Below are 18,990 nucleotides of genomic sequence, written 5' to 3' on the forward strand. Positions count from 1 at the left end.
CGAATCAAAGCTGTCGAATCTGTCACTACTTTTTTCAAACCGGAAAAATTCACTACAAATACGTAACTGATTTAACTCACCATTCGCATTTGCACCCCACCAGGCTGGGTGATAAAAATAGCGCTGTCAGGCAATTGCATTCTCTAAATGTGATCGCCACAACCTTTGGTTACCAATACCCCTATTTTTTGTATTGAATACGATAATTATTCTCACTATTATTATTTTGCGTGTTCACTGCATTACCTCATGGATTGAAAGCGTCGGCAGCCCGTGGTTTTTATCTCGGGACTGCCATTGGAACGTTCTTTTATCATCACCAGCCCAATAGCCTGGGCTTAGAGAAGGTTACATGCATCTTCTGCCTAAACGGTCTTATAAGATCGCCGGCTTCGCCAATGAAATCGGCCCGGCTTATCGCCAAAAACTTTTATCCCTCGGCATGCTGCCGGGCTCGTCTTTTGAAGTGGTACGCGTCGCACCATTGGGTGATCCCATAGAAATAAAAACCCGCCGCGTCAGCCTGGTGCTGCGCAGGAAAGATCTGGCCCTGATCCTGCTCGACGGCTAGTCCTGAGCCGCCTTGCTTTGGCCATGCATCTTGCCTGGCCCAACTTCCATTGACTGATATCACGCTAAATTATGAAAAAACTCACTATTGGCTTAATAGGCAACCCCAACTCCGGCAAAACTACGCTGTTCAACCAGCTGACCGGGGCACGCCAGCGGGTCGGTAACTGGGCGGGCGTGACGGTAGAACGCAAAGAAGGCCTGTTCACCACGCCGCAATCACAGGTCAAACTGGTCGATCTGCCCGGCACCTACTCCCTGACCACCATCTCGGAGCAAACCTCACTCGACGAACAAATTGCCTGCCACTACATTCTGAGCGGCGACGCCGATCTGCTGATCAACGTGGTCGATGCTTCCAATCTGGAACGTAATCTATACCTGACGCTGCAACTGCTGGAGCTGGGCATCCCCTGCATTGTCGCGCTGAATATGTTGGATATCGCCAAAAGCCAAAAAATTAATATCGATATCGCGGCACTGTCGGCGCGTCTCGGCTGTCCGGTGGTGCCGATGGTGTCCACCAAAGCCGACGGTATTGGCGTGCTGAAGCAGATGATCGACAACCATCAGTTCAACGAATTAAAAACGCTGGTGAACTACCCGCCGCTGCTGCTCAAGGAAATGACCACGCTGAGCGACGCCATGCCGCAGACCCTGCCAAGCGAACAACGTCGCTGGCTGGCGCTGCAGATGCTGGAAGGCGATATCTACAGCCATCAGCTTGCCGGCCCTGCGGCGGCCCTGCTGCCAGCGGCCAAACAGGCGCTGCAGCGGCAACAGCAGGAAGATCCTGCACTGGTGATTGCCGATGCGCGTTATCAGTCAATCGCCACCCTGTGCGATGCCGTGAGCAATTCACAACAGGCCATGCCGAACCGTCTGACCGAAGCGCTGGATAAAGTGATCCTCAACCGCTGGTTAGGGGTGCCCATCTTCCTGCTGGTGATGTATTTGATGTTCCTGCTAGCCATCAACCTCGGCGGCGCACTGCAGCCGATCTTCGATATCGGGTCGGCGGCAATCTTTATTCAGGGTATTCAATGGCTGGGCTATACCCTGCACTTCCCTGAATGGTTGACCATTTTCCTGGCGCAGGGGGTCGGTGGTGGTATCAACACCGTGCTGCCGCTGGTGCCGCAAATTGGCATGATGTACCTGTTCCTGTCGTTCCTCGAAGACTCCGGCTATATGGCGCGTGCGGCATTCGTGATGGACCGCCTGATGCAGGCGCTCGGGTTGCCCGGCAAGTCCTTCGTGCCGCTGATCGTCGGCTTCGGCTGTAACGTGCCTTCGATCATGGGCGCACGTACGCTGGATGCGCAGCGCGAACGCCTGATTACCATCATGATGGCGCCCTTCATGTCCTGCGGGGCTCGGCTGGCGATCTTCGCCGTGTTTGCCGCTGCTTTCTTTGGCCAGGACGGCGCAGGCGTGGTGTTCTCTTTGTATATGCTGGGTATTGTGGTGGCAATCCTCACCGGTCTGGTATTGAAGTACACCATCATGCGCGGTGAAGCTTCCCCCTTCGTGATGGAGCTGCCGGTTTACCACGTGCCACACCTGAAAAGCCTGCTGCTGCAAACCTGGCAGCGCCTAAAAGGCTTTGTGCTGCGTGCCGGTAAGGTGATTGTGGTTGCCAGCATCTTTATTGGCGGCCTGAACAGCTTTTCGTTCAGCGGCAAGCCGGTAGATAACATTAATGACTCGGCGCTGGCGTCGGTGTCCAAAGTATTGACGCCGCTGCTGAAACCGATGGGCGTGCACAGTGACAACTGGCAGGCTACCGTCGGCCTGGTGACCGGGGCCATGGCGAAAGAAGTGGTGGTCGGTACGCTAAATACCCTGTACACCGCCGAACATATCAACAGCACCGAATTTGATGCCGCCAACTTTAACCTGCTGGATGAACTGGGTGGCGCATTGGACACCACCTGGCAAGGGCTGAAAGACACCTTCAGCCTGAGCGTACTGTCCAACCCGATTGAGGCCAGCAAGGGCGATGGGGAAATGGACGTCGGCTCAATGGGCGTTATGAGCAGCAAATTCGGCTCCGGGGTTTCCGCCTACAGCTACCTGATCTTTGTTTTGCTGTACGTCCCTTGCGTCTCGGTGATGGGGGCCATCGCCCGCGAATCCAGCCGCGGCTGGATGACCTTCTCCATTCTCTGGGGGCTGAACGTGGCCTACTCGCTGGCCACGCTGTTTTATCAGATTGCCACCTTCAGCCAGCATCCACAGTACAGTCTGGCGGCGATCGCCATCGTGGTGTTGTTCAATCTGCTGATTCTGTTCGGCCTGCGCCGGGCACGTAGTCGGGTCACGGTACGCCTGAGCAACGCCACCCCGGCAGCCTGCTGTCAGGGCGCCAAGGGCAACTGCCACTGATGGCCGGCCTGCTGCAGATCCGCGACGCATTGGCGCTGCACGGTAGCGTACAGGCGCTTCAGCTTAGCCGTCAGCTGGCGGCTCCGCTGCCGCTGGTGCAGGCAATGCTGGAGCGTTTGGTCGCAATGGGGAAAGTGGAGCGTATCGAGCAGGATAACAGCGCCTGCCTGAGCGGCAGCTGCAAAAGCTGTCCGGAAGGCAAAGCGTGCAGCAGTACGGTGATATATCGGTTAAAACACTGAGAGGTGGGGCGCGGCACGAGGCGCGCCCCCTTCTTGATTATTGCTTGTCTTTGTACACTTCGGCGATAGCACTGAACTTGCCGTGCTCACGGCCTGCCAGGATCACGTAATATTGTCCGCCTTTTTCATCAGCCAGTTTGGACAGTTCTTCTTTTGCATCCATCGGCGATGTGGTTTGTGCGGTGGTAGTTACCGTACCGATCTTCTCATATTTACCCGGATTCTTATCCAGATCTTCCTTGGTCAGCAAGGTTGCCGCCAGGGTGCTGAAAGACACGGAACCCACAACTAACGCTGCAACAATCATTTTCAAAGATTTCATTACCATACCTCTCAAGGGATAATTTATTTGTTATGAAAGCCGTCCAGAGTAAATGCGCGATAACACTGGCTGCCGTGACATCTTCGGACCTCGTTGCTTTCCCTGACGAGACCGTTTTCCCAGAGACGAAACGCCGAATGAAAATACGCACGCGTTTTTTCATTGTGCAGCCAACGCAGTTACCCACCTAAGTATTGAACAGGTTTATTTTTTATCCACTAAGCGGCTCTTTTTTTAGCGCTTTATTGTGCGATTTTGGGTCAGATCCCATTTTCTGCCACAAAAGTGCCAATAATTTCTGCAAATTCATCAGGGTGGGAAATGAATGGTGCATGAGCTGCTTTTGCAATGATGATTGATGGCGAGTTTGGCCACTTGGCATCAAGCAGTTCTGCCACCTTACGCGGCACCAAACCGTCCAGATAACCGTAAACCCGTAACAGCGGCAACGGCAGCTTGGCCAGTGGCTGGCGCAAATCGGCCGTTCGCAGTATTTCCAGCCCACCGTTTAATACCTCAACGCTTGGCATCGGTTGGTTAAGCACCACCGATTTCAGCAGGCGGGCATCTTGCCGCGCGCTTTCCGTTCCCAGCGTCTGCAATGCCAGAAAACGCTCTACGGTACGCTGAAAATCCTGCCCCAACTGATGCTGGAAACCGCTCAACACCTCCGAGCGGATCCCCGGCCAGTCATCCTGAGCGGCAAAACAAGGTGATGAAGCCACGGTGATCAACCCGCTCACCCGTTGCGGCTGCAACAGCGCAATCTGGCTGGCCACCAGCCCGCCCAGCGACCAGCCCAGCCACCAGGCCTGCGCCGGTGCCGCGGCCATCACGGTTTCCGCCATCTGTTCGAGTGACATAGGGCCAAACCCCTGGCTACGGCCATAGCCCGGCAGGTCGACCAGATGCAGGCGGAAATGCGGTGTCAGTCGCTCAATCATGCAATGCCACACTTCGGCATTCAGCCCCCAGCCGTGGAGCAGCACAAGATCGCGATCGCCTTCACCTATTGTTTGCCAGTACAACGCACTCATCCGTTATTGTCCTTTCATTCTCATCCGTCAGGGAGGACGGTTATGCTATCAATCCAGAGCCGCTGTTGGCTATGCCGACAGTCGCTGCGTCTTTATGGTCAGGGTATCTGCAGCTACTGCCTGCGTCACATGCCCGCCAAACCTTTGTGCTGCCCGCGCTGCGGTCTGCCCGCCGGCGATGCCAGATTGCCCTGTGGCCGCTGCCTGCAACAGCCGCCACCCTGGCAGGCGCTGGTGTTCGTCAATGACTACGCCGCGCCTCTGCGCCAGTTGATAAAAAAGTTCAAGTTTCAGCACACGCCGGAACTGGCCCCGCTGCTGGCGCGGCTAATCCTGCTGAACTGGCAACAGGCGCATCGAGAGCAATATCTGAACAGACCCGATATCATTTTAGCGGTACCCTTACAGGCAAAACGTTGCTGGCGGCGCGGCTATAATCAGAGCGATCTGCTGGCGCGGCCACTGGCCCACTGGTTAGGGTGCGATTACCGCCCCGCCGCCCTGAGCCGGGTGCGTAAAACGGCTCCGCAGCAACGGCTATCGGCCCGCGCGCGGCGGCGCAATTTGCGTGGTGCGTTTCGTTGCCATGAAACCATGGCGGGCCGACACGTCGCGCTGCTGGACGATGTGGTGACGACCGGCAGTACGGTCATGGAAATCGCCAAGTTGTTGCAGCAGCAGGGAGCCGCATCGATCCAAATCTGGTGCGTTTGCCGCACGTTGTAGTACCAGGGCAATGGGCGTATTATAACCTAGTATTAAAGTCAACTATTTGAACTAACGAGCTAATGCCATGATTCGTATAACAGATACTGCACAGGAACACTTTGCCAAACTGCTGGCAAACCAAGAGGAAGGCACCCAAATCCGCGTATTCGTGATCAACCCGGGTACGCCTACGGCCGAATGCGGTGTCTCTTATTGCCCGCCGGACGCCGTTGAAGCGACAGATACCGAGCTGAAGTTCGAAAAGCTGTCCGCCTATATCGACGAGCTGAGCAAACCGTATCTGGAAGATGCCGAAATCGACTTCGTCACCGACCAACTGGGCTCGCAGCTGACGCTGAAAGCGCCAAACGCCAAAATGCGCAAGGTAGACGACAATGCGCCGCTGATGGAGCGTGTTGAATACGTGCTGCAGTCGCAGATCAACCCACAGCTGGCTGGCCACGGCGGCCGTGTGACCCTGATGGAAATCACCGACGATAGCCTGGCTATTCTGCAGTTTGGCGGCGGTTGTAACGGTTGTTCAATGGTCGATGTGACCCTGAAGGAAGGCATCGAGAAAGAGCTGCTGCAGAAGTTCCCTGAACTGAAAGGCGTGCGCGATTTGACCGAGCACCAGCGCGGCGAGCACTCTTACTACTGATACCCTTCTTACTTGACGTTGCAGCGTTGTTGGCTGCGTGCACTTACCCCAGTCACTTACCTGAGTAAGCTCCTGGGGAAGCTCGCACTTGCCGCCTAGCTGCAACTCCAATTAATTTGGGTATCTACCATTTGCATGAGAGCTAAAGTTCTCATGCCCCGTCTTTAATACACAATGGCTCTCTGTTACCCCACCGAGACCTTGCGACGCCGCTTGTCCAAATCCTTCAGCAGGCGATTGACCTGCTGATCGGCAAACATCTCTTCCAGCGTTTTGGTCAGTTTTCGCCGCCAGTTTGGGTACTGATCGCTGGTGCCGGGAATATTGACCGGATCCGCCATATCCAACCAGTCTTCCGGCTGCAGACCCAGCAAGGCGCTGGCGCTGTCGGCGACATAGCGCTGCAAACCACGATTAAGCAGCGGGCTCATATTCAACAACGCCGCCTTTTTGCCCACTTTCTGCGGCACACAGCCATAGTGATGCAAGCCATCCAGTAGCCCCTGTTTGGCACGTTCGCGATCGGCGAACAGCTCTTTCAGGATCTCCGCATCCGGATACAACCCCAGCTTGTTGCCGAGCTTCAGATCGCCACTTTGCCAATAGCCGCGCAGCGTCGGCAGGTCGTGCGTGGTGATGGTCGCCATCGCCTGAACCGGATAGGCCTGCGGAGCGCGGAAGTGGTTCTCGCCGTCGCGTTCGAAGTACAGCACCTTGTAGGAATAAACGCCGCTGTCGCGCAGCTTGCCGACGATTTCCACCGGAACGGTACCGAGGTCCTCGCCAATCACCATGCAGCGGTGACGTTGACTTTCCAGCGCCAGTACCGCCAGCAGATCATCTACCGGATATTTCACGTAGGCGCCGTGAACGGCGGTTTCACCGTAAGGGATCCACCATAAACGCAGTAACGCCATCACATGATCAATACGCAGCGCACCACAGCTGGTCATATTGGCGCGCAGCAGATCGATAAACGGCTGATAGCCGCGCGCCGCCATCACATGCGGATCCATCGGCGGCAGCCCCCAGTTTTGCCCCAGCGGCCCGAGAATGTCCGGCGGTGCGCCAACCGAGGCTTTCAGACAATACAGCTCACGTTCGCACCAGGTTTCCGCGCCCCCTTCCGCCACGCCGACCGCCAGATCGCGATACAGGCCAATCGGCATCTGCTGTTGCTGACTTTGGCGGAAACAATCGGCGAACTGACTGGCAGCCAACCACTGCAGCCACAGGTAAAATTGCACCTGTTCTTGCTGCTGCTGACAAAATTGCTTTACCGCAGCGCTATCACCCTGCTGATATTCTTCCGGCCAGGCCGGCCAGCCCCACAGGCTGTCATCCGCAGCCGCAAGATGAGCATGCAGCGCGTCGAATGCCGCCTGCTGATACAAACTTTCGCCGCCGTCGATAACAAACTGCTCGAATGCCTGACGTTGAGAGTCAGCGGCTTTACGCGCCTGGAACAGCGGGAATGCCAGTTGCAACGCCGCCAGCTTAAGCTGCGTCACCTTGCCGTAATCCACCCGATCGCTGGCTCGGGCCTCGGCCAACTTTTTTTGCGTTGCCGGTTTCAGCCACCATTGCTGGGCGGCTTCGTTGCGCTGGAAATCTTCCACCGCGTTCACGTCAATATAGATGACGTTCAACCAGCGTCGCGACGACGGGCTATACGGACTAGCGCTTTCCGGGTTAGCCGGGTACAGCGAGTGAATCGGATTCAGCCCGACAAAAGCGCCGCCCCGTTCACCGACCTGCTCCACCATCTGGCGCAAGTCGCCAAAGTCACCGATGCCCCAGTTGCGATCGGAGCGAAGAGTGTAAAGCTGGACGCAAGCGCCCCACAGCTTCTTGCCGGTCAACAAGGCATCCGGTTCGAAGCAGCGTTTCGGCGCCACAATCAACCGGCACTGCCACTGCTGTTCACCCTGTGTCAGCGTCAGTTGATGATAGCCCGTTGGCAATTCAGCCGGCAGGGTGAACGTTTTGCGTGCGCTGGCACGGCCTTGCTGCCGGCCGCCGTCTTCGCGCAGAAGCGTCCACTGATACTCACCGCTGCCCGCCAGCGGCAATGCCACCGGCGCGCCCTGATAAAACCCCTTCACCGCCGGCAGCGGCGTCACCGCAGGCTCCTGCGGTGACGCGCTTCGGCCCATGGCGTCCAGCAGCCTGCGCTTGGTGTCTTCAGCGATCGCCTGCTGTTGACCATGGGCGTTAATATAATCGGCAGCGATACCCGCCTGAGCTGCCGCCTGATCGATGACCTTGCGATCCATTCGCTCTCCTTAACGCTTGGCTTGCCAGATACGCTGCTGGTAGTCGCGGATCGAGCGATCCGAGCTGAACATCCCAACGCGTGCGGTGTTAAGAATAGTACGACGCGTCCATTCATCACGGTCACGATAGAGTTCGTCTACCTGCTGTTGAGCTTTACAGTAAGAAGCAAAGTCCGCCAGCACCAAATAAGGGTCGCCGCCTTCCAGCAGGCTGTGCAGCATCATGTCGAAAGCATGCTTGTCACCGTTGCTGAATGCACCGCTCGCCAATTCGTCCAGAATCGCTTTCAGATGTTTGTCTTTCTTGCGGTAGCTGAGCGGATCGTAGCCTTTCGCCAGCAGCGCCTTCACCTGATCCACGGTATTGCCGAAGATAAAGATGTTGTCTTCGCCCACCTGCTCGGCGATTTCCACGTTAGCGCCATCCAGCGTGCCGACGGTCAGTGCGCCGTTTAACGCCAGCTTCATATTGCCGGTCCCTGAAGCTTCTTTACCGGCGGTGGAGATCTGCTCGGAGATATCCGCGGCCGGGATCATCAGCTCAGCGACGGAAACGCGGTAGTCAGGAATAAACGCCACTTTCAGGCGATCCTTCACCAGCGGATCGTTGTTGATCTTCGACGCCGCCTGGTTGATCGCATAAATGATGTTTTTCGCCAGGTAATAGCCCGGAGCCGCTTTGGCGCCAAACAGGAATACGCGTGGCACGATATCCAGCTGCGGGTTATCGCGCAGTTGACGATACAGCGACAGGATATGCAGCAGGTTAAGGTGCTGGCGTTTGTATTCGTGCAGGCGCTTGATCTGCACGTCGAAAATCGCGTCCGGGTTCAGTTTCAACCCCATGACGTCGTGAACGTAATTGGCCAATACGACTTTATTATCGCGCTTGATTTGCTGATAACGCTGACGGAACGCCGCGTCATCGGCGTACTTCTCCAACCCCTTCAGCGCGTCAAGATCGTTAGCCCACTCTACCTTCAGCGTTTCGTCAATCAGCCCAGACAACGCCGGGTTACATTGCTTCAGCCAGCGACGCGGCGTGATGCCGTTGGTGACGTTGTGGAATTTGTTCGGCCACAGTTGGTGATATTCCGGGAACAGATCTTTCACCACCAGATCGGAGTGCAATTGCGCCACACCGTTGACCGCAAAGCCGCTGACCACGCACAGGTTAGCCATACGGACCTGCTTGTTATGGTGTACTGCCAACTTGGCCCACACCGCGTCGTCACCCGGCCAGTGCTTGCCCACCAGCTTTTTGAAGTTGGCGTTGATCTGTTTGATGATGGAGAAGTGGCGCGGCAGCAGGCTGCGTACCAGTTTCTCATCCCAGCACTCCAACGCCTCCGGCATCAGGGTATGGTTGGTGTAGGCGAAGGTCTTGCTGGTGATGGCCCAGGCGGCATCCCACTCCAACTGATGCTCATCCAACAGAATGCGCAGCATTTCCGGAATGGCGATGGTCGGGTGAGTGTCGTTAAGCTGGATCACTTCGTACTTCGGCAGATCTTCAATTTTGCGGCCTGCCAGATGGTGCTTACGCAGGATATCCGCCACCGAACAGGCGCACTGGAAGTATTGTTGCATCAGGCGCAGGCGCTTGCCTGCCTGGTGGTTGTCATTCGGATACAGCACCTTGGTCAGCTTGGCCGCTTCAACGCCCTGCTTCTCCGCCTGCAGGAATTTACCGTCGTTGAAATCACTCAGATTAAACGGATGCTGATGCGTCGCCTGCCACAGGCGCAGCGGTTGAGTCACGCCATTGCGGAAGCCCAATACCGGCAGATCCCAGGCCTCGCCGCGCAGGGTAAATGCCGGACGCCACAGTTCACGGCCATCGGCCAATTTCTCCAGTTTCCCGCCGATGCCCACATCCACCGACAGCGCGGCGTTGTGGCGGAACCACGGGTAGCTTTCGCGCTGCCAGTTATCCGGCGCTTCCTGCTGCTGGCCGTCGCTAAACGACTGGCGGAACAACCCGTATTGGTAATTCAACCCGTAGCCGGTGGCCGGTTGTTCCACCGTCGCCATCGAATCCAGGAAACAGGCCGCCAAACGCCCCAGCCCACCATTGCCCAACGCCGGATCGGTTTCCTGCTCCAGCAGATCCGCCAGCTTGATGTCCTGCTCCGCCAATGCCTGCTCGACGGTGTCATACCAGCCCAGGTTAATCAGGTTGTTGGCCGTCAGGCGACCAATCAGAAACTCCATCGAAATGTAGTTCACGTGGCGCAGCGGCTTACTGCTTTTGCGCGGTGCAGGCTGCGCAGCCAACTGCTCGGCCAACGCCGCGCTTACTGCCTCCCACCATTGGTGCTGAGTCATTTGTTGTGCAGAACTGAGGCCAAACTTTTGCCACTGACGGGTCAGTGCCGCCAGGAAAGCATCCTTTTTAAGCGTAGGCTGGGACATAAAAAACTCTCTATCCAGTAAGTGGGTCAAATTAGCGTTATCGTGCCGGGGAGAAAGAGTGAAGGCATCATCCCGCCTGGGGATTAGCTGGGGAGGAGGATTGGGGCGTAGCTAAAATTGTGATCTCAGGCACTTTTTGACTCCCTTGCATCATGCAAAAAAGCCCACCGACGGACGCGGCGAGCACTGAGAACCAGGCGAAAACTTGTTCAATGACGTTAGCACAGTTATCGCAGAGGCTACAGTCGCCTGCGCGCCCATAAATGCTTTCTTGTACCTGCGTCACTCAAGCGCGCTAAAACACCACGGTTCCACAGGGCTTTAGCTGTAAACGTAAAAAAGTGTGATCAATAGCAATATAACTCCAAGCCAATGCGGAACCTTGTTGCAATACGTTTAACGTTGTCAGAAGTTAGGAGGGGGATTAATTACGAGCCATAAAATAATTAACCCTACTCCGATCCCGGCAGGCGTCGCGCTGCGATGAACGCCAACGGGCAGGCCAACGGCTACGGAAACCGCGATTTTCACTCTGGAATACTATGCTGATCCCATCGAAACTGAGCCGTCCGGTACGGCTGCAAAATACCGTGATCCGCGATCGCCTGCTGGCCAAATTAGCCAGCACGGCCAACTATCGCCTGACATTGGTCAATTGCCCTGCGGGATACGGGAAAACGACGCTGGTCGCACAGTGGGCGGCCGGTAAATCAGATCTGGGCTGGTACTCGCTGGATGAAAGCGACAACCAACCCGAGCGCTTCGCCAGCTACCTGATCGCCGCCTTGCAACACGCCAGCGGCGGCCACTGCGTCAAAAGCGAAGCACTGAGTCAAAAGCATCAGTACGCCAGCCTGTCGGCACTGTTCGCCCAGGTGTTTATCGAGCTTTCCGACTGGCATCAGCCACTGTATCTGGTGATTGACGACTACCACCTGATCACCAATGACGTGATTCATGAAGCCATGCGCTTTTTCCTGCGCCACCAGCCGGAAAATCTGACGCTGATCCTGCTGTCCCGCACCTTGCCGCCGTTGGGCATTGCCAATCTGCGCGTGCGTGACCAACTTTTGGAAATGGGCACGCAGCAGCTGGCGTTTACCCATCACGAAGCCAAACAGTTCTTTGACTGCCGCCTGACGGCCCCCATGGAACAGCATGACAGCAGCCGGCTGTGCGATGAAGTCGAAGGTTGGGCCACCGCGCTGCAGCTCATTGCGTTATCCGCCCGTCAATCCACTTCTTCCGCCCAGCAGTCGGCCAAACGCCTGGCGGGGCTTAATGCCAGCCACCTGTCGGATTATCTGGTGGACGAAGTGCTGGATCACGTCGATGCCGAGGCGCGCGCCTTCCTGCTGCGTTGTTCGGTGCTGCGTTCCATGAACGATGCGCTGATCGTCCGCCTGACCGGCGAAGACAACGGCCAGCAACGGCTGGAAGAGCTGGAGCGTCAGGGCTTATTTATCCACCGCATGGACGACAGCGGCGAGTGGTTCTGTTTCCACCCTTTGTTCGCCACCTTCCTGCGACAGCGTTGCCAATGGGAATTGGCGCTGGAGCTGCCGGGCCTGCACCGGGCCGCCGCCGAAGGTTGGCTGGCGCTGGGGTATCCGGCGGAGGCAATCCACCACGCGCTGGCGGCCAGCGATGTCAGCATGCTGCGCGATATCCTGTTGCAGCATGCCTGGTCGCTGTTCCACCACAGTGAACTGGCCCTGCTGGAAGAGTGTCTGAACGCGCTTCCTTACGAAAAGCTGATCCAAAACCCCAAACTTGCACTGCTGCAGGCCTGGCTGGCGCAGAGCCAGCACCGCTATATCGAAGTAAATACCCTGCTGGAGCGCGCCGAACAGGCAATGCGCGAGCATAAAATTGACGTCGATCGCACCCTGCACGCCGAATTTGATGCCCTGCGCGCCCAGGTGGCGATCAACGCCGGCAAGCCGGAAGAGGCCGAACGCCTGGCCACCGAAGCGCTGAAATTCCTGCCGCTTTCCAGCTATTACAGCCGCATCGTCGCCACCTCGGTCACCGGCGAAGTCCATCACTGCAAGGGCGAACTGGCTCGCGCACTGCCGATGATGCAGCAGACCGAGCAGATGGCCCGGCGCCATCAGGCTTACCACTACGCGCTGTGGGCGCTGCTGCAGCAGAGCGAAATTCTGATTGCGCAGGGGTTCCTGCAGGCCGCCTACGAAACGCAGGACAAAGCTTTTGAGCTGGTGCGCGAACAGCATCTGGAACAGCTGCCGATGCACGAGTTCCTGCTGCGTATCCGTTCACAAATCCTGTGGTCCTGGTCGCGGCTGGACGAAGCGGAAGACGCCGCCCGCGAAGGCCTGAAAATCCTGGCCAACTATCAGCCTCAACAGCAGCTGCAGTGCATGGCCATGTTGGCCAAGTGCTCGCTGGCGCGTGGCGATCTGGATAACGCCAATGCGCACATGCAACGTTGTGAAGTCCTGCTGCACGGCTCTCAATACCACCGCGACTGGCTGACCAATGCCGACAAACCGCGAGTGATCCACTGGCAGATGACCGGCGACACCGCAGCCGCTGCCCAATGGCTGCGCCAGACCGAAAAACCCGGCATGGCGGACAACCACTTTATGCAAGGCCAGTGGCGCAACATTGCCCGGGTGCAGATCATGCTGGGCCAGTATGAAGAGGCCGAAGTGGTGCTCGATGAGCTCAACGACAATGCCCGCCGCCTGCGCCTGGTCAGCGATCTGAACCGTAACCTGTTGCTCAGCAACCAGCTTTACTGGCAGATGGAGCGTAAAAGCGACGCGCAAAAGGTCCTGATGGAGGCGCTTTCACTGGCCAGCCGTACCGGATTTATCAGCCATTTCGTCATTGAAGGCGAAGCGATGGCGCAGCAACTGCGCCAATTGATTCAGCTTAATACGCTGCCGGAGTTGGAAAATCATCGCGCCCAACGTATTCTGCGCGACATCAATCAACATCACCGGCATAAGTTCGCGCATTTTGACGAGAACTTCGTCGATAAGCTGCTAACTCATCCACAGGTACCGGAACTGATCCGCACCAGCCCGCTGACGCAGCGCGAATGGCAGGTTCTGGGGTTGATTTATTCCGGCTACAGCAACGATCAAATTGCCGGCGAACTGGACGTGGCGGCCACCACCATCAAAACCCATATCCGTAACCTCTACCAAAAGTTGGGCGTGGCCCATCGCCAGGAAGCGGTACAGCAGGCGCAGCAACTGCTGAAGATGATGGGGTACGGCGCCTGACGAATACAGCAAGGACTAATCGATTATGGAAGATGTCATTATTGGCAACGCTAAAAAATCTGATGCGGAAGAGGTGGTAAGGCTTATCGCACTGGCGGATAAAGATGCGGTGCTGGCCCTGTCTGGCAAAGACGATATCAACGAAGCCCTGTTTCAGTACGAAGTGAACTTCGGCCGCCATGATGTCTATTTTGGCTATAAAAACGTCTTCGTGGCTCGGGACCAGGAAAAAATACTTGGCTGTATCCTGTATTTCAAAGGAGAAGACGAGTCAGGGTTCACAGCCATAACAGAACATCGAGCTGAAATGGAAAATGAATCAGACCCCGATGAAATATATATAGATTCCCTGGCCGTCCTGCCGGAGTGCAGAGGACGAGGGATAGCAAAATCTCTGATAAGCCGTGTTGTTGAGGAAGCCGGGCGACAAGGGCTCAATAAAGTCGGCCTTCTGGCAGATACGAAAAAACCTCATCTGAAAGCACTCTATCGCAAGCTAGGGTTCAAGGTGACGGCGGAGATAGAGCTCCTCAACGATCGCTACGAAAAGATGACTGTCGAAACGGGAGTTTAATGAGTCAGGAAAAGGGCGCCCTTTTCCTGAGATCGTTGATTGAACCCGCCATAACAACCCAGGGTAATCGCCAACGGGGATAACTCCTTCTGGTTTACCCCTGCCCGTAATAAGCAGCAGCGCCGTGTTTACGATTAAAGTGCTTTTCCATCAGATGGCCATCAATACGCCGCAGCTGAGGGTTGATGCCGCAGCTGATCCAGGCCATCTTCGCCACCTCTTCCAGCATCACCGCATTATGTACCGCCTCATCCGGCGTGCTTCCCCAACTGAAAGGCCCGTGCTGAAACACGATAATACCCGGTGTGTACAACGGCTGATGGCAACCCAGCGTTTCGATTATCACCTGCCCGGTGTTCAACTCGTATTCGCCGGCAACTTCTTCCGCCGTCAGGGCACGAGTGCAGGCAATATCCCCGGCAAAATAATCGGCATGAGTAGTGCCAAGCACCGGTATGGATTTACCGGCCTGTGCCCAGGCGGTGGCATGGGTAGAGTGGGTATGCGCGATACCGCCAATTTGCGCATATTCCCGATACAATGCCAAATGCGTGGGCGTATCGGAGGAAGGCCGTAAATGCCCTTCCACCACCTCTCCCTGCATATTTACCACCACCATATCCTCCGGCTGCATGCTTTCATAAGGCACGCCGCTAGGTTTGATGACCACCCACCCCCGTTCACGATCAATGCCGCTGACGTTGCCCCAGGTATAAGTCACCAGCCCATGCGCAGGCAGGGCCATATTCGCGGCATAGACCCGCTGTTTCAGTTGTTCCAGCATACTAAGCTCCTATAGCCAACCCTGACCTTGCCATACGTTCAGTCACCCAGGCTTTCGCCGCCCTCACCTCCTGTAACGGGTCGGTCGCACTTTCGCTCCACATCTCAATCAGATAGGGCCCGCGGTAACCACTGTGCAATAAGGTACGAAAACAACGTTCAAAATCGACCACCCCTTCGCCAAAAGCTACGTTTTTAAACTCGCCCGGACGGGTATCTTTTACATGTACCGCCACGATATGTCCGCGACCGGCCACCAGTTCCATCTGCACGTCGTTGTCCCAGGCCGACAGGTTGCCAATATCCGGATACAGCTGAAACCACGGGTTGTTCAGGTAATGGGCGTAGCCCAGCGCCTTGCTGATCGAGTTCATCAACGGGTAATCCATAATTTCCATCGCCAGCGTCACCTGGGCACGGCTGGCCATCTCCACCGCCTGTTTCAAACCGTCGCGGAACCTCTCGCGCGTGTTGTCATTGGCCTGCTGGTAGTAAACGTCATAACCCGCCAATTGAATCACCCGGATACCGAGATCCTGCGCCAGCCGGATGGCTTTTTGCATAATCAGCAGCCCCTGGTTGCGCACCCCATCATCCTCGCTGCCTAAAGGAAATCGACGGTGGGCGCTCAGGCACAGTGAAGGCACGCGTACGCCGCTGGTCGCAACGGCTTGTACCAGCGCCAGGCGCTGCTCGCTGCTCCAGTCCAGCCGTGCCTGACGGCTGTCGCTCTCATCTATCGACATCTCTACGAAATCAAATCCCAGTTCACCCGCCAGTTGCAGACGCGTCAGCCAGTCCTCTCCCGCCGGCAGTGCCTTTTCGTAGATGCCCAAAGGGACGGCCTTTTGCAACATAGCCATAATTTACCCCCACAGTTGAGCAATAGCGCGCTTGAACTCACGTGCCGCTACCACCGGATCCGCAGCATCGCGAATGCTGCGCCCGGCGATGAACACATGAATGGGAATGCCCTGGAACAGCGGCAGATCGCTCAACGCCAGCCCACCGGTGACGGTCACCTTGAAGCCCATATCGGCAAGGCGCCGAATAGCGGCGATATCTTCATCGCTCCAGGCCACACCGGCAGCCTGTGCATCGCGGCTGCGGTGATAAACCACCTGCTGCACGCCCGCCTGACGCCACGCCAACGCTTGTTCCCAGGTCCAAAAGCCGGTCAGTTCGATCTGCACGTCGCCATCGAACTCTTTCGCCACCGCCAGCGCACCTTTGGTGGTATTGATATCGGCGCAACAAATCACGGTGATCCAGTCTGCATGCGCCTCAAAGCACATGCGCGCCAGGATCTGACCCGCATCGGCAATTTTAGCGTCCGCCAATACGATGCGATCCGGGTACAAGGCTTTCAGGTCGCGCACGGCACGCACCCCTTCAGCCACGCACAAAATGGTACCCACTTCGATGATGTCGACTTCGTCGGCGATCAGCCGTGTCGTACGATAGGCATCGTCCATTGACTGGTTATCCAGCGCCACCTGCAGCATAGGTAAATGTCGGGTCATCATGCTCTCCTGATTAATGCGTTGCCGCAGCCGCGGACGTTTGATTGATTAAATCCAGCACCTCAGCCACCGTGCGGCAGGCACGCAAGCGATCAAAATTGGCTTCGTCTTCAAACAGGTTTACCACCTGCAGAATGCCAACTTCCTGATGCGTACGGCTGTCCACCGCAGCCAGGGTGATCAAGATATCGATCGGGTCGTTATCCTCATCGCCAAAGCACACTGGCGTTTTCAACGTGACCAAAGCAAAACCGGTTTTCAGTACCCCTTCTTCCGGACGACCGTGCGGCATCGCCAGCCCCGGAGCCAATACAAAATAGGGGCCGTGTCGTTCAACGCCGGCCAGGATGGCGTTGAAATAGCGGGGTTCCACCACCTCGGCGGCGACCAACAGATCGACGCCCAATTTCACCGCCTGCTGCCAATCGGTGGCTTCCGCCTGCAGCAGGACTGATTTGTTCTGTGCCAGTGAGTCACTCAGTTTCATGGCCGTTCCCTCACTGGCTCAGGTCTTTGGGGAAATGTGCGCCAATCACTTCCATCAACTTGGGGCCAAAGTCGGTCGCAGAAAGCATATTGCGCACGCCAACCACATACTTGTTGCCACTGACGACAATCTCATCCGCCACATGGGTCGACGCGACAATGATGTCAGCGCCGCCCAGTTCGGATTTGTACTCCCCGACCGCACAGCTGTTCACCGTATGATTAACGCCCTGCTGGGTAAGGAATTGACCGACTTTCATTTTCATGATCATCGAGCTGCCTTGTCCGCAGCCGCATACCGCCAAAATTCGTACTGTCATGGTGCTCTCCCGTTACTGTGAGGCCGTTTCAGCCAGCTGTTTTTCCGCATCTTCTTCCGCGCGCAGGGCGCGCCCGGCGAAGAACATGTAAAGCAGTGCAATCACAATCACCACCCCCATAAACCACAGGCCCAGGCTCAGGCCCTGCATCAATGGCGGTGCCAGAATCGACCAGTCCGCCATGCCCATCCAGGCGCTCAGGCCGGTCAGCTTGACGGCCCAGACGCAGCCGAAGATCTCAATCATGCCCATCACCAGGCAGATTTTCATGGCGGCACGCCAGCCGCCGAAATGATTGGCAAACACGCCGATAGTGGCGTTAGAGAAAAACATCGGAATAAAACCGGGAATGATCATGATGGAGGAGCCGAGCGCCAGCAGTACCGCCACCGCAATCAACTGGCCAATGGTGCCCCACATAAAGCCCCAGACCACGGCATTCGGTGCAAAGCTATAAATGGCGGCGCAGTCAATCGCCAGCACCGCGCCGGGGATCAGCCGCTGAGAAATGCCATTGAAGGCTTCCGTCAGCTCGGCCACAAACATGCGCACGCCCTGAACAATGATGAAAATCGCCACCGCAAACATCAGCCCGGTTTGCAGAATGTAAATCGTCCAGTGCGTTTTCCCGGCCATGACCTGCAGCGTGTCCAGGCCAAATGAGCAGAGAATGATGCCGAAAAACAGCGTCATGACGATGGCGGTGGAGACGATATTGTCGTGGAAAATATTCAACCAGCCCGGCAGTTTCAATGCTTCCACGCTGTCTTCTTTTTTGCCCAGATAAGGGGCGATTTTATAGGCCACCCATGAGGCGAACTGCTGCTGGTGGCCAATAGAAAAGCCACTGTTTTCGGTTACTGCCTGCGTCGGCTTAAACATCATGTTGGAGGTTATCCCCCAATACAGCGAGGCCAACAGCGCACTGCACAATACGGTGGTCCACATCCCGTAGCCCATGATGTAGAAAAATACGGCCAACAACCCAACCTGTTGAAACATGATATGACCGGTGAGCATGATGGTGCGGATACCGGTAATGCGCCGCAGCAGGACATAGAGGGTATTGAGTGCCAGCGCCAGAAGCACCGCATATCCGACCCAGCTATAGGCGTCCCCCATACGCTCAATGGCGGCCATCATTGAGGCGTAGGTATCAGAAATAGCCCCGTTGATGCCGTACACCTCCGACAGCTTCGCCACCACCGGTTTGAAGGTGCTGGTCAAAATGCCGGAACCGGCTTGCAGCAACATAAAGCCGATAATCGTCTTGATGGTGCCTTTGATGATCACTGCCGCGCTTTTACGCAGCAGCACATAGCCAAGCAGCGTGACTAACCCCAACAGCAACGGGGCGTTAGTCATCACCTGATTAAAAAAAACGGTGAAAATGGTGTAAAGGGTGTCCATCTGGCTCTCCTGGTAGCG

17 protein-coding genes are annotated in these 18,990 nt (G+C 56.4%); 7 read left to right on the plus strand and 10 right to left on the minus strand.

Annotated elements, in window-relative coordinates; translation table 11 throughout:
* Positions 1 to 352 precede the first annotated feature (352 nt).
* The 3 genes from feoA (at position 353) to NR114_RS20215 (ending at position 3,200) form a co-directional block, all read left to right on the plus strand.
* Entirely contained in the window at positions 353 to 571 is a 219-nt protein-coding gene (feoA, locus tag NR114_RS20205) for a ferrous iron transporter A (protein ID WP_020837362.1), read from the plus strand.
* Between the two features lie 71 nt (positions 572 to 642).
* Entirely contained in the window at positions 643 to 2,958 is a 2,316-nt protein-coding gene (gene feoB / locus NR114_RS20210; protein ID WP_234529242.1) for a Fe(2+) transporter permease subunit FeoB, read from the plus strand.
* Entirely contained in the window at positions 2,958 to 3,200 is a 243-nt protein-coding gene (locus tag NR114_RS20215; RefSeq protein ID WP_044554790.1) for a FeoC-like transcriptional regulator, read from the plus strand. The genes feoB and NR114_RS20215 overlap by 1 nt, the downstream gene beginning before the upstream one ends.
* Before the next feature lie 37 nt (positions 3,201 to 3,237).
* On the opposite strand, the gene NR114_RS20220 is transcribed toward NR114_RS20215, so the two are convergent.
* Both NR114_RS20220 and bioH read right to left on the minus strand, forming a co-directional pair.
* A complete protein-coding gene (locus NR114_RS20220) occupies positions 3,238 to 3,522 on the minus strand; it encodes a YdgH/BhsA/McbA-like domain containing protein (protein ID WP_046372469.1) in 285 nt (94 codons plus the stop codon).
* Between the two features lie 260 nt (positions 3,523 to 3,782).
* Complete coding sequence (gene bioH, locus NR114_RS20225) at positions 3,783 to 4,559, minus strand: pimeloyl-ACP methyl ester esterase BioH (RefSeq protein ID WP_020837366.1); 777 nt, start codon at positions 4,557 to 4,559, stop codon at positions 3,783 to 3,785.
* Positions 4,560 to 4,601: 42 nt separating this feature from the next.
* Here bioH and gntX point away from each other — a divergent pair, with 42 nt between their 5' ends.
* Both gntX and nfuA read left to right on the plus strand, forming a co-directional pair.
* On the plus strand, positions 4,602 to 5,285 hold the full coding sequence (gntX, locus tag NR114_RS20230; protein WP_187962023.1) for a DNA utilization protein GntX: 684 nt from the start codon (positions 4,602 to 4,604) through the stop codon (positions 5,283 to 5,285).
* Positions 5,286 to 5,352: 67 nt separating this feature from the next.
* The gene (gene nfuA, locus NR114_RS20235) at positions 5,353 to 5,928 is read left to right on the plus strand and encodes a Fe-S biogenesis protein NfuA (protein ID WP_006328556.1); all 576 of its coding nucleotides are present in this window, start codon (positions 5,353 to 5,355) and stop codon (positions 5,926 to 5,928) included.
* Between the two features lie 185 nt (positions 5,929 to 6,113).
* Here nfuA and malQ read toward each other — a convergent pair whose 3' ends face one another.
* Together malQ and malP are read right to left on the minus strand one after the other, a co-directional pair.
* Positions 6,114 to 8,204: a 4-alpha-glucanotransferase gene (malQ, locus tag NR114_RS20240; protein ID WP_256824848.1), complete on the minus strand. Its 2,091-nt coding sequence runs from the start codon at positions 8,202 to 8,204 to the stop codon at positions 6,114 to 6,116.
* 9 nt (positions 8,205 to 8,213) lie between these two features.
* Complete coding sequence (gene malP, locus NR114_RS20245; protein WP_256814485.1) at positions 8,214 to 10,619, minus strand: maltodextrin phosphorylase; 2,406 nt, start codon at positions 10,617 to 10,619, stop codon at positions 8,214 to 8,216.
* A gap of 542 nt (positions 10,620 to 11,161) precedes the next feature.
* Here malP and malT point away from each other — a divergent pair.
* Positions 11,162 to 13,876 carry an HTH-type transcriptional regulator MalT gene (malT, locus tag NR114_RS20250; RefSeq protein WP_020837370.1) on the plus strand — a complete coding sequence of 905 codons (2,715 nt, stop codon included), beginning with the start codon at positions 11,162 to 11,164 and terminating at the stop codon, positions 13,874 to 13,876.
* A 25-nt stretch (positions 13,877 to 13,901) separates the two neighbouring features.
* Positions 13,902 to 14,450, plus strand: coding sequence for a GNAT family N-acetyltransferase (locus tag NR114_RS20255; RefSeq protein ID WP_256814484.1), 549 nt, complete (start codon positions 13,902 to 13,904; stop codon positions 14,448 to 14,450).
* 94 nt (positions 14,451 to 14,544) lie between these two features.
* Here NR114_RS20255 and NR114_RS20260 read toward each other — a convergent pair whose 3' ends face one another.
* Genes NR114_RS20260 through ulaA form a run of 6 tightly spaced genes read right to left on the minus strand, consistent with a single transcriptional unit; the run spans position 14,545 to position 18,972 of the window.
* Entirely contained in the window at positions 14,545 to 15,231 is a 687-nt protein-coding gene (locus tag NR114_RS20260) for an L-ribulose-5-phosphate 4-epimerase (RefSeq protein WP_256814489.1), read from the minus strand.
* Positions 15,232 to 15,235: 4 nt separating this feature from the next.
* Entirely contained in the window at positions 15,236 to 16,090 is an 855-nt protein-coding gene (locus NR114_RS20265; RefSeq protein ID WP_256814488.1) for an L-ribulose-5-phosphate 3-epimerase, read from the minus strand.
* Positions 16,091 to 16,099: 9 nt separating this feature from the next.
* A complete protein-coding gene (locus NR114_RS20270; RefSeq protein ID WP_256814483.1) occupies positions 16,100 to 16,756 on the minus strand; it encodes a 3-keto-L-gulonate-6-phosphate decarboxylase UlaD in 657 nt (218 codons plus the stop codon).
* Positions 16,757 to 16,769: 13 nt separating this feature from the next.
* Positions 16,770 to 17,243, minus strand: a complete 474-nt coding sequence (gene ulaC, locus NR114_RS20275; RefSeq protein WP_046372463.1) for a PTS ascorbate transporter subunit IIA — start codon at positions 17,241 to 17,243, stop codon at positions 16,770 to 16,772.
* A gap of 10 nt (positions 17,244 to 17,253) precedes the next feature.
* Positions 17,254 to 17,562 carry a PTS ascorbate transporter subunit IIB gene (gene ulaB / locus NR114_RS20280; protein WP_046372462.1) on the minus strand — a complete coding sequence of 103 codons (309 nt, stop codon included), beginning with the start codon at positions 17,560 to 17,562 and terminating at the stop codon, positions 17,254 to 17,256.
* Positions 17,563 to 17,574: 12 nt separating this feature from the next.
* Positions 17,575 to 18,972, minus strand: a complete 1,398-nt coding sequence (gene ulaA, locus NR114_RS20285; RefSeq protein WP_046372461.1) for a PTS ascorbate transporter subunit IIC — start codon at positions 18,970 to 18,972, stop codon at positions 17,575 to 17,577.
* Between the last annotated feature and the right edge of the window lie 18 nt (positions 18,973 to 18,990).

Origin of the sequence: Serratia sp. Ser99 (genome assembly GCF_024519545.1) — a bacterium.
Lineage (GTDB): Bacteria > Pseudomonadota > Gammaproteobacteria > Enterobacterales > Enterobacteriaceae > Serratia > Serratia liquefaciens.

Excerpts from the sequence above, each read along its gene's own strand:
- NR114_RS20255 (WP_256814484.1), top strand. The coding sequence starts at position 13,902 with ATGGAAGATGTCATTATTGGCAACGCTAAAAAATCTGATGCGGAAGAG.
- NR114_RS20265 (WP_256814488.1), bottom strand. The coding sequence starts at position 16,090 with ATGTTGCAAAAGGCCGTCCCTTTGGGCATCTACGAAAAGGCACTGCCG.
- nfuA (WP_006328556.1), top strand. The coding sequence starts at position 5,353 with ATGATTCGTATAACAGATACTGCACAGGAACACTTTGCCAAACTGCTG.
- ulaA (WP_046372461.1), bottom strand. The coding sequence starts at position 18,972 with ATGGACACCCTTTACACCATTTTCACCGTTTTTTTTAATCAGGTGATG.
- gntX (WP_187962023.1), top strand. The coding sequence starts at position 4,602 with ATGCTATCAATCCAGAGCCGCTGTTGGCTATGCCGACAGTCGCTGCGT.
- feoA (WP_020837362.1), top strand. The coding sequence starts at position 353 with ATGCATCTTCTGCCTAAACGGTCTTATAAGATCGCCGGCTTCGCCAAT.
- feoB (WP_234529242.1), top strand. The coding sequence starts at position 643 with ATGAAAAAACTCACTATTGGCTTAATAGGCAACCCCAACTCCGGCAAA.
- ulaC (WP_046372463.1), bottom strand. The coding sequence starts at position 17,243 with ATGAAACTGAGTGACTCACTGGCACAGAACAAATCAGTCCTGCTGCAG.
- malP (WP_256814485.1), bottom strand. The coding sequence starts at position 10,619 with ATGTCCCAGCCTACGCTTAAAAAGGATGCTTTCCTGGCGGCACTGACC.
- NR114_RS20215 (WP_044554790.1), top strand. The coding sequence starts at position 2,958 with ATGGCCGGCCTGCTGCAGATCCGCGACGCATTGGCGCTGCACGGTAGC.
- malT (WP_020837370.1), top strand. The coding sequence starts at position 11,162 with ATGCTGATCCCATCGAAACTGAGCCGTCCGGTACGGCTGCAAAATACC.
- bioH (WP_020837366.1), bottom strand. The coding sequence starts at position 4,559 with ATGAGTGCGTTGTACTGGCAAACAATAGGTGAAGGCGATCGCGATCTT.
- ulaB (WP_046372462.1), bottom strand. The coding sequence starts at position 17,562 with ATGACAGTACGAATTTTGGCGGTATGCGGCTGCGGACAAGGCAGCTCG.
- NR114_RS20220 (WP_046372469.1), bottom strand. The coding sequence starts at position 3,522 with ATGAAATCTTTGAAAATGATTGTTGCAGCGTTAGTTGTGGGTTCCGTG.
- malQ (WP_256824848.1), bottom strand. The coding sequence starts at position 8,204 with ATGGATCGCAAGGTCATCGATCAGGCGGCAGCTCAGGCGGGTATCGCT.
- NR114_RS20270 (WP_256814483.1), bottom strand. The coding sequence starts at position 16,756 with ATGACCCGACATTTACCTATGCTGCAGGTGGCGCTGGATAACCAGTCA.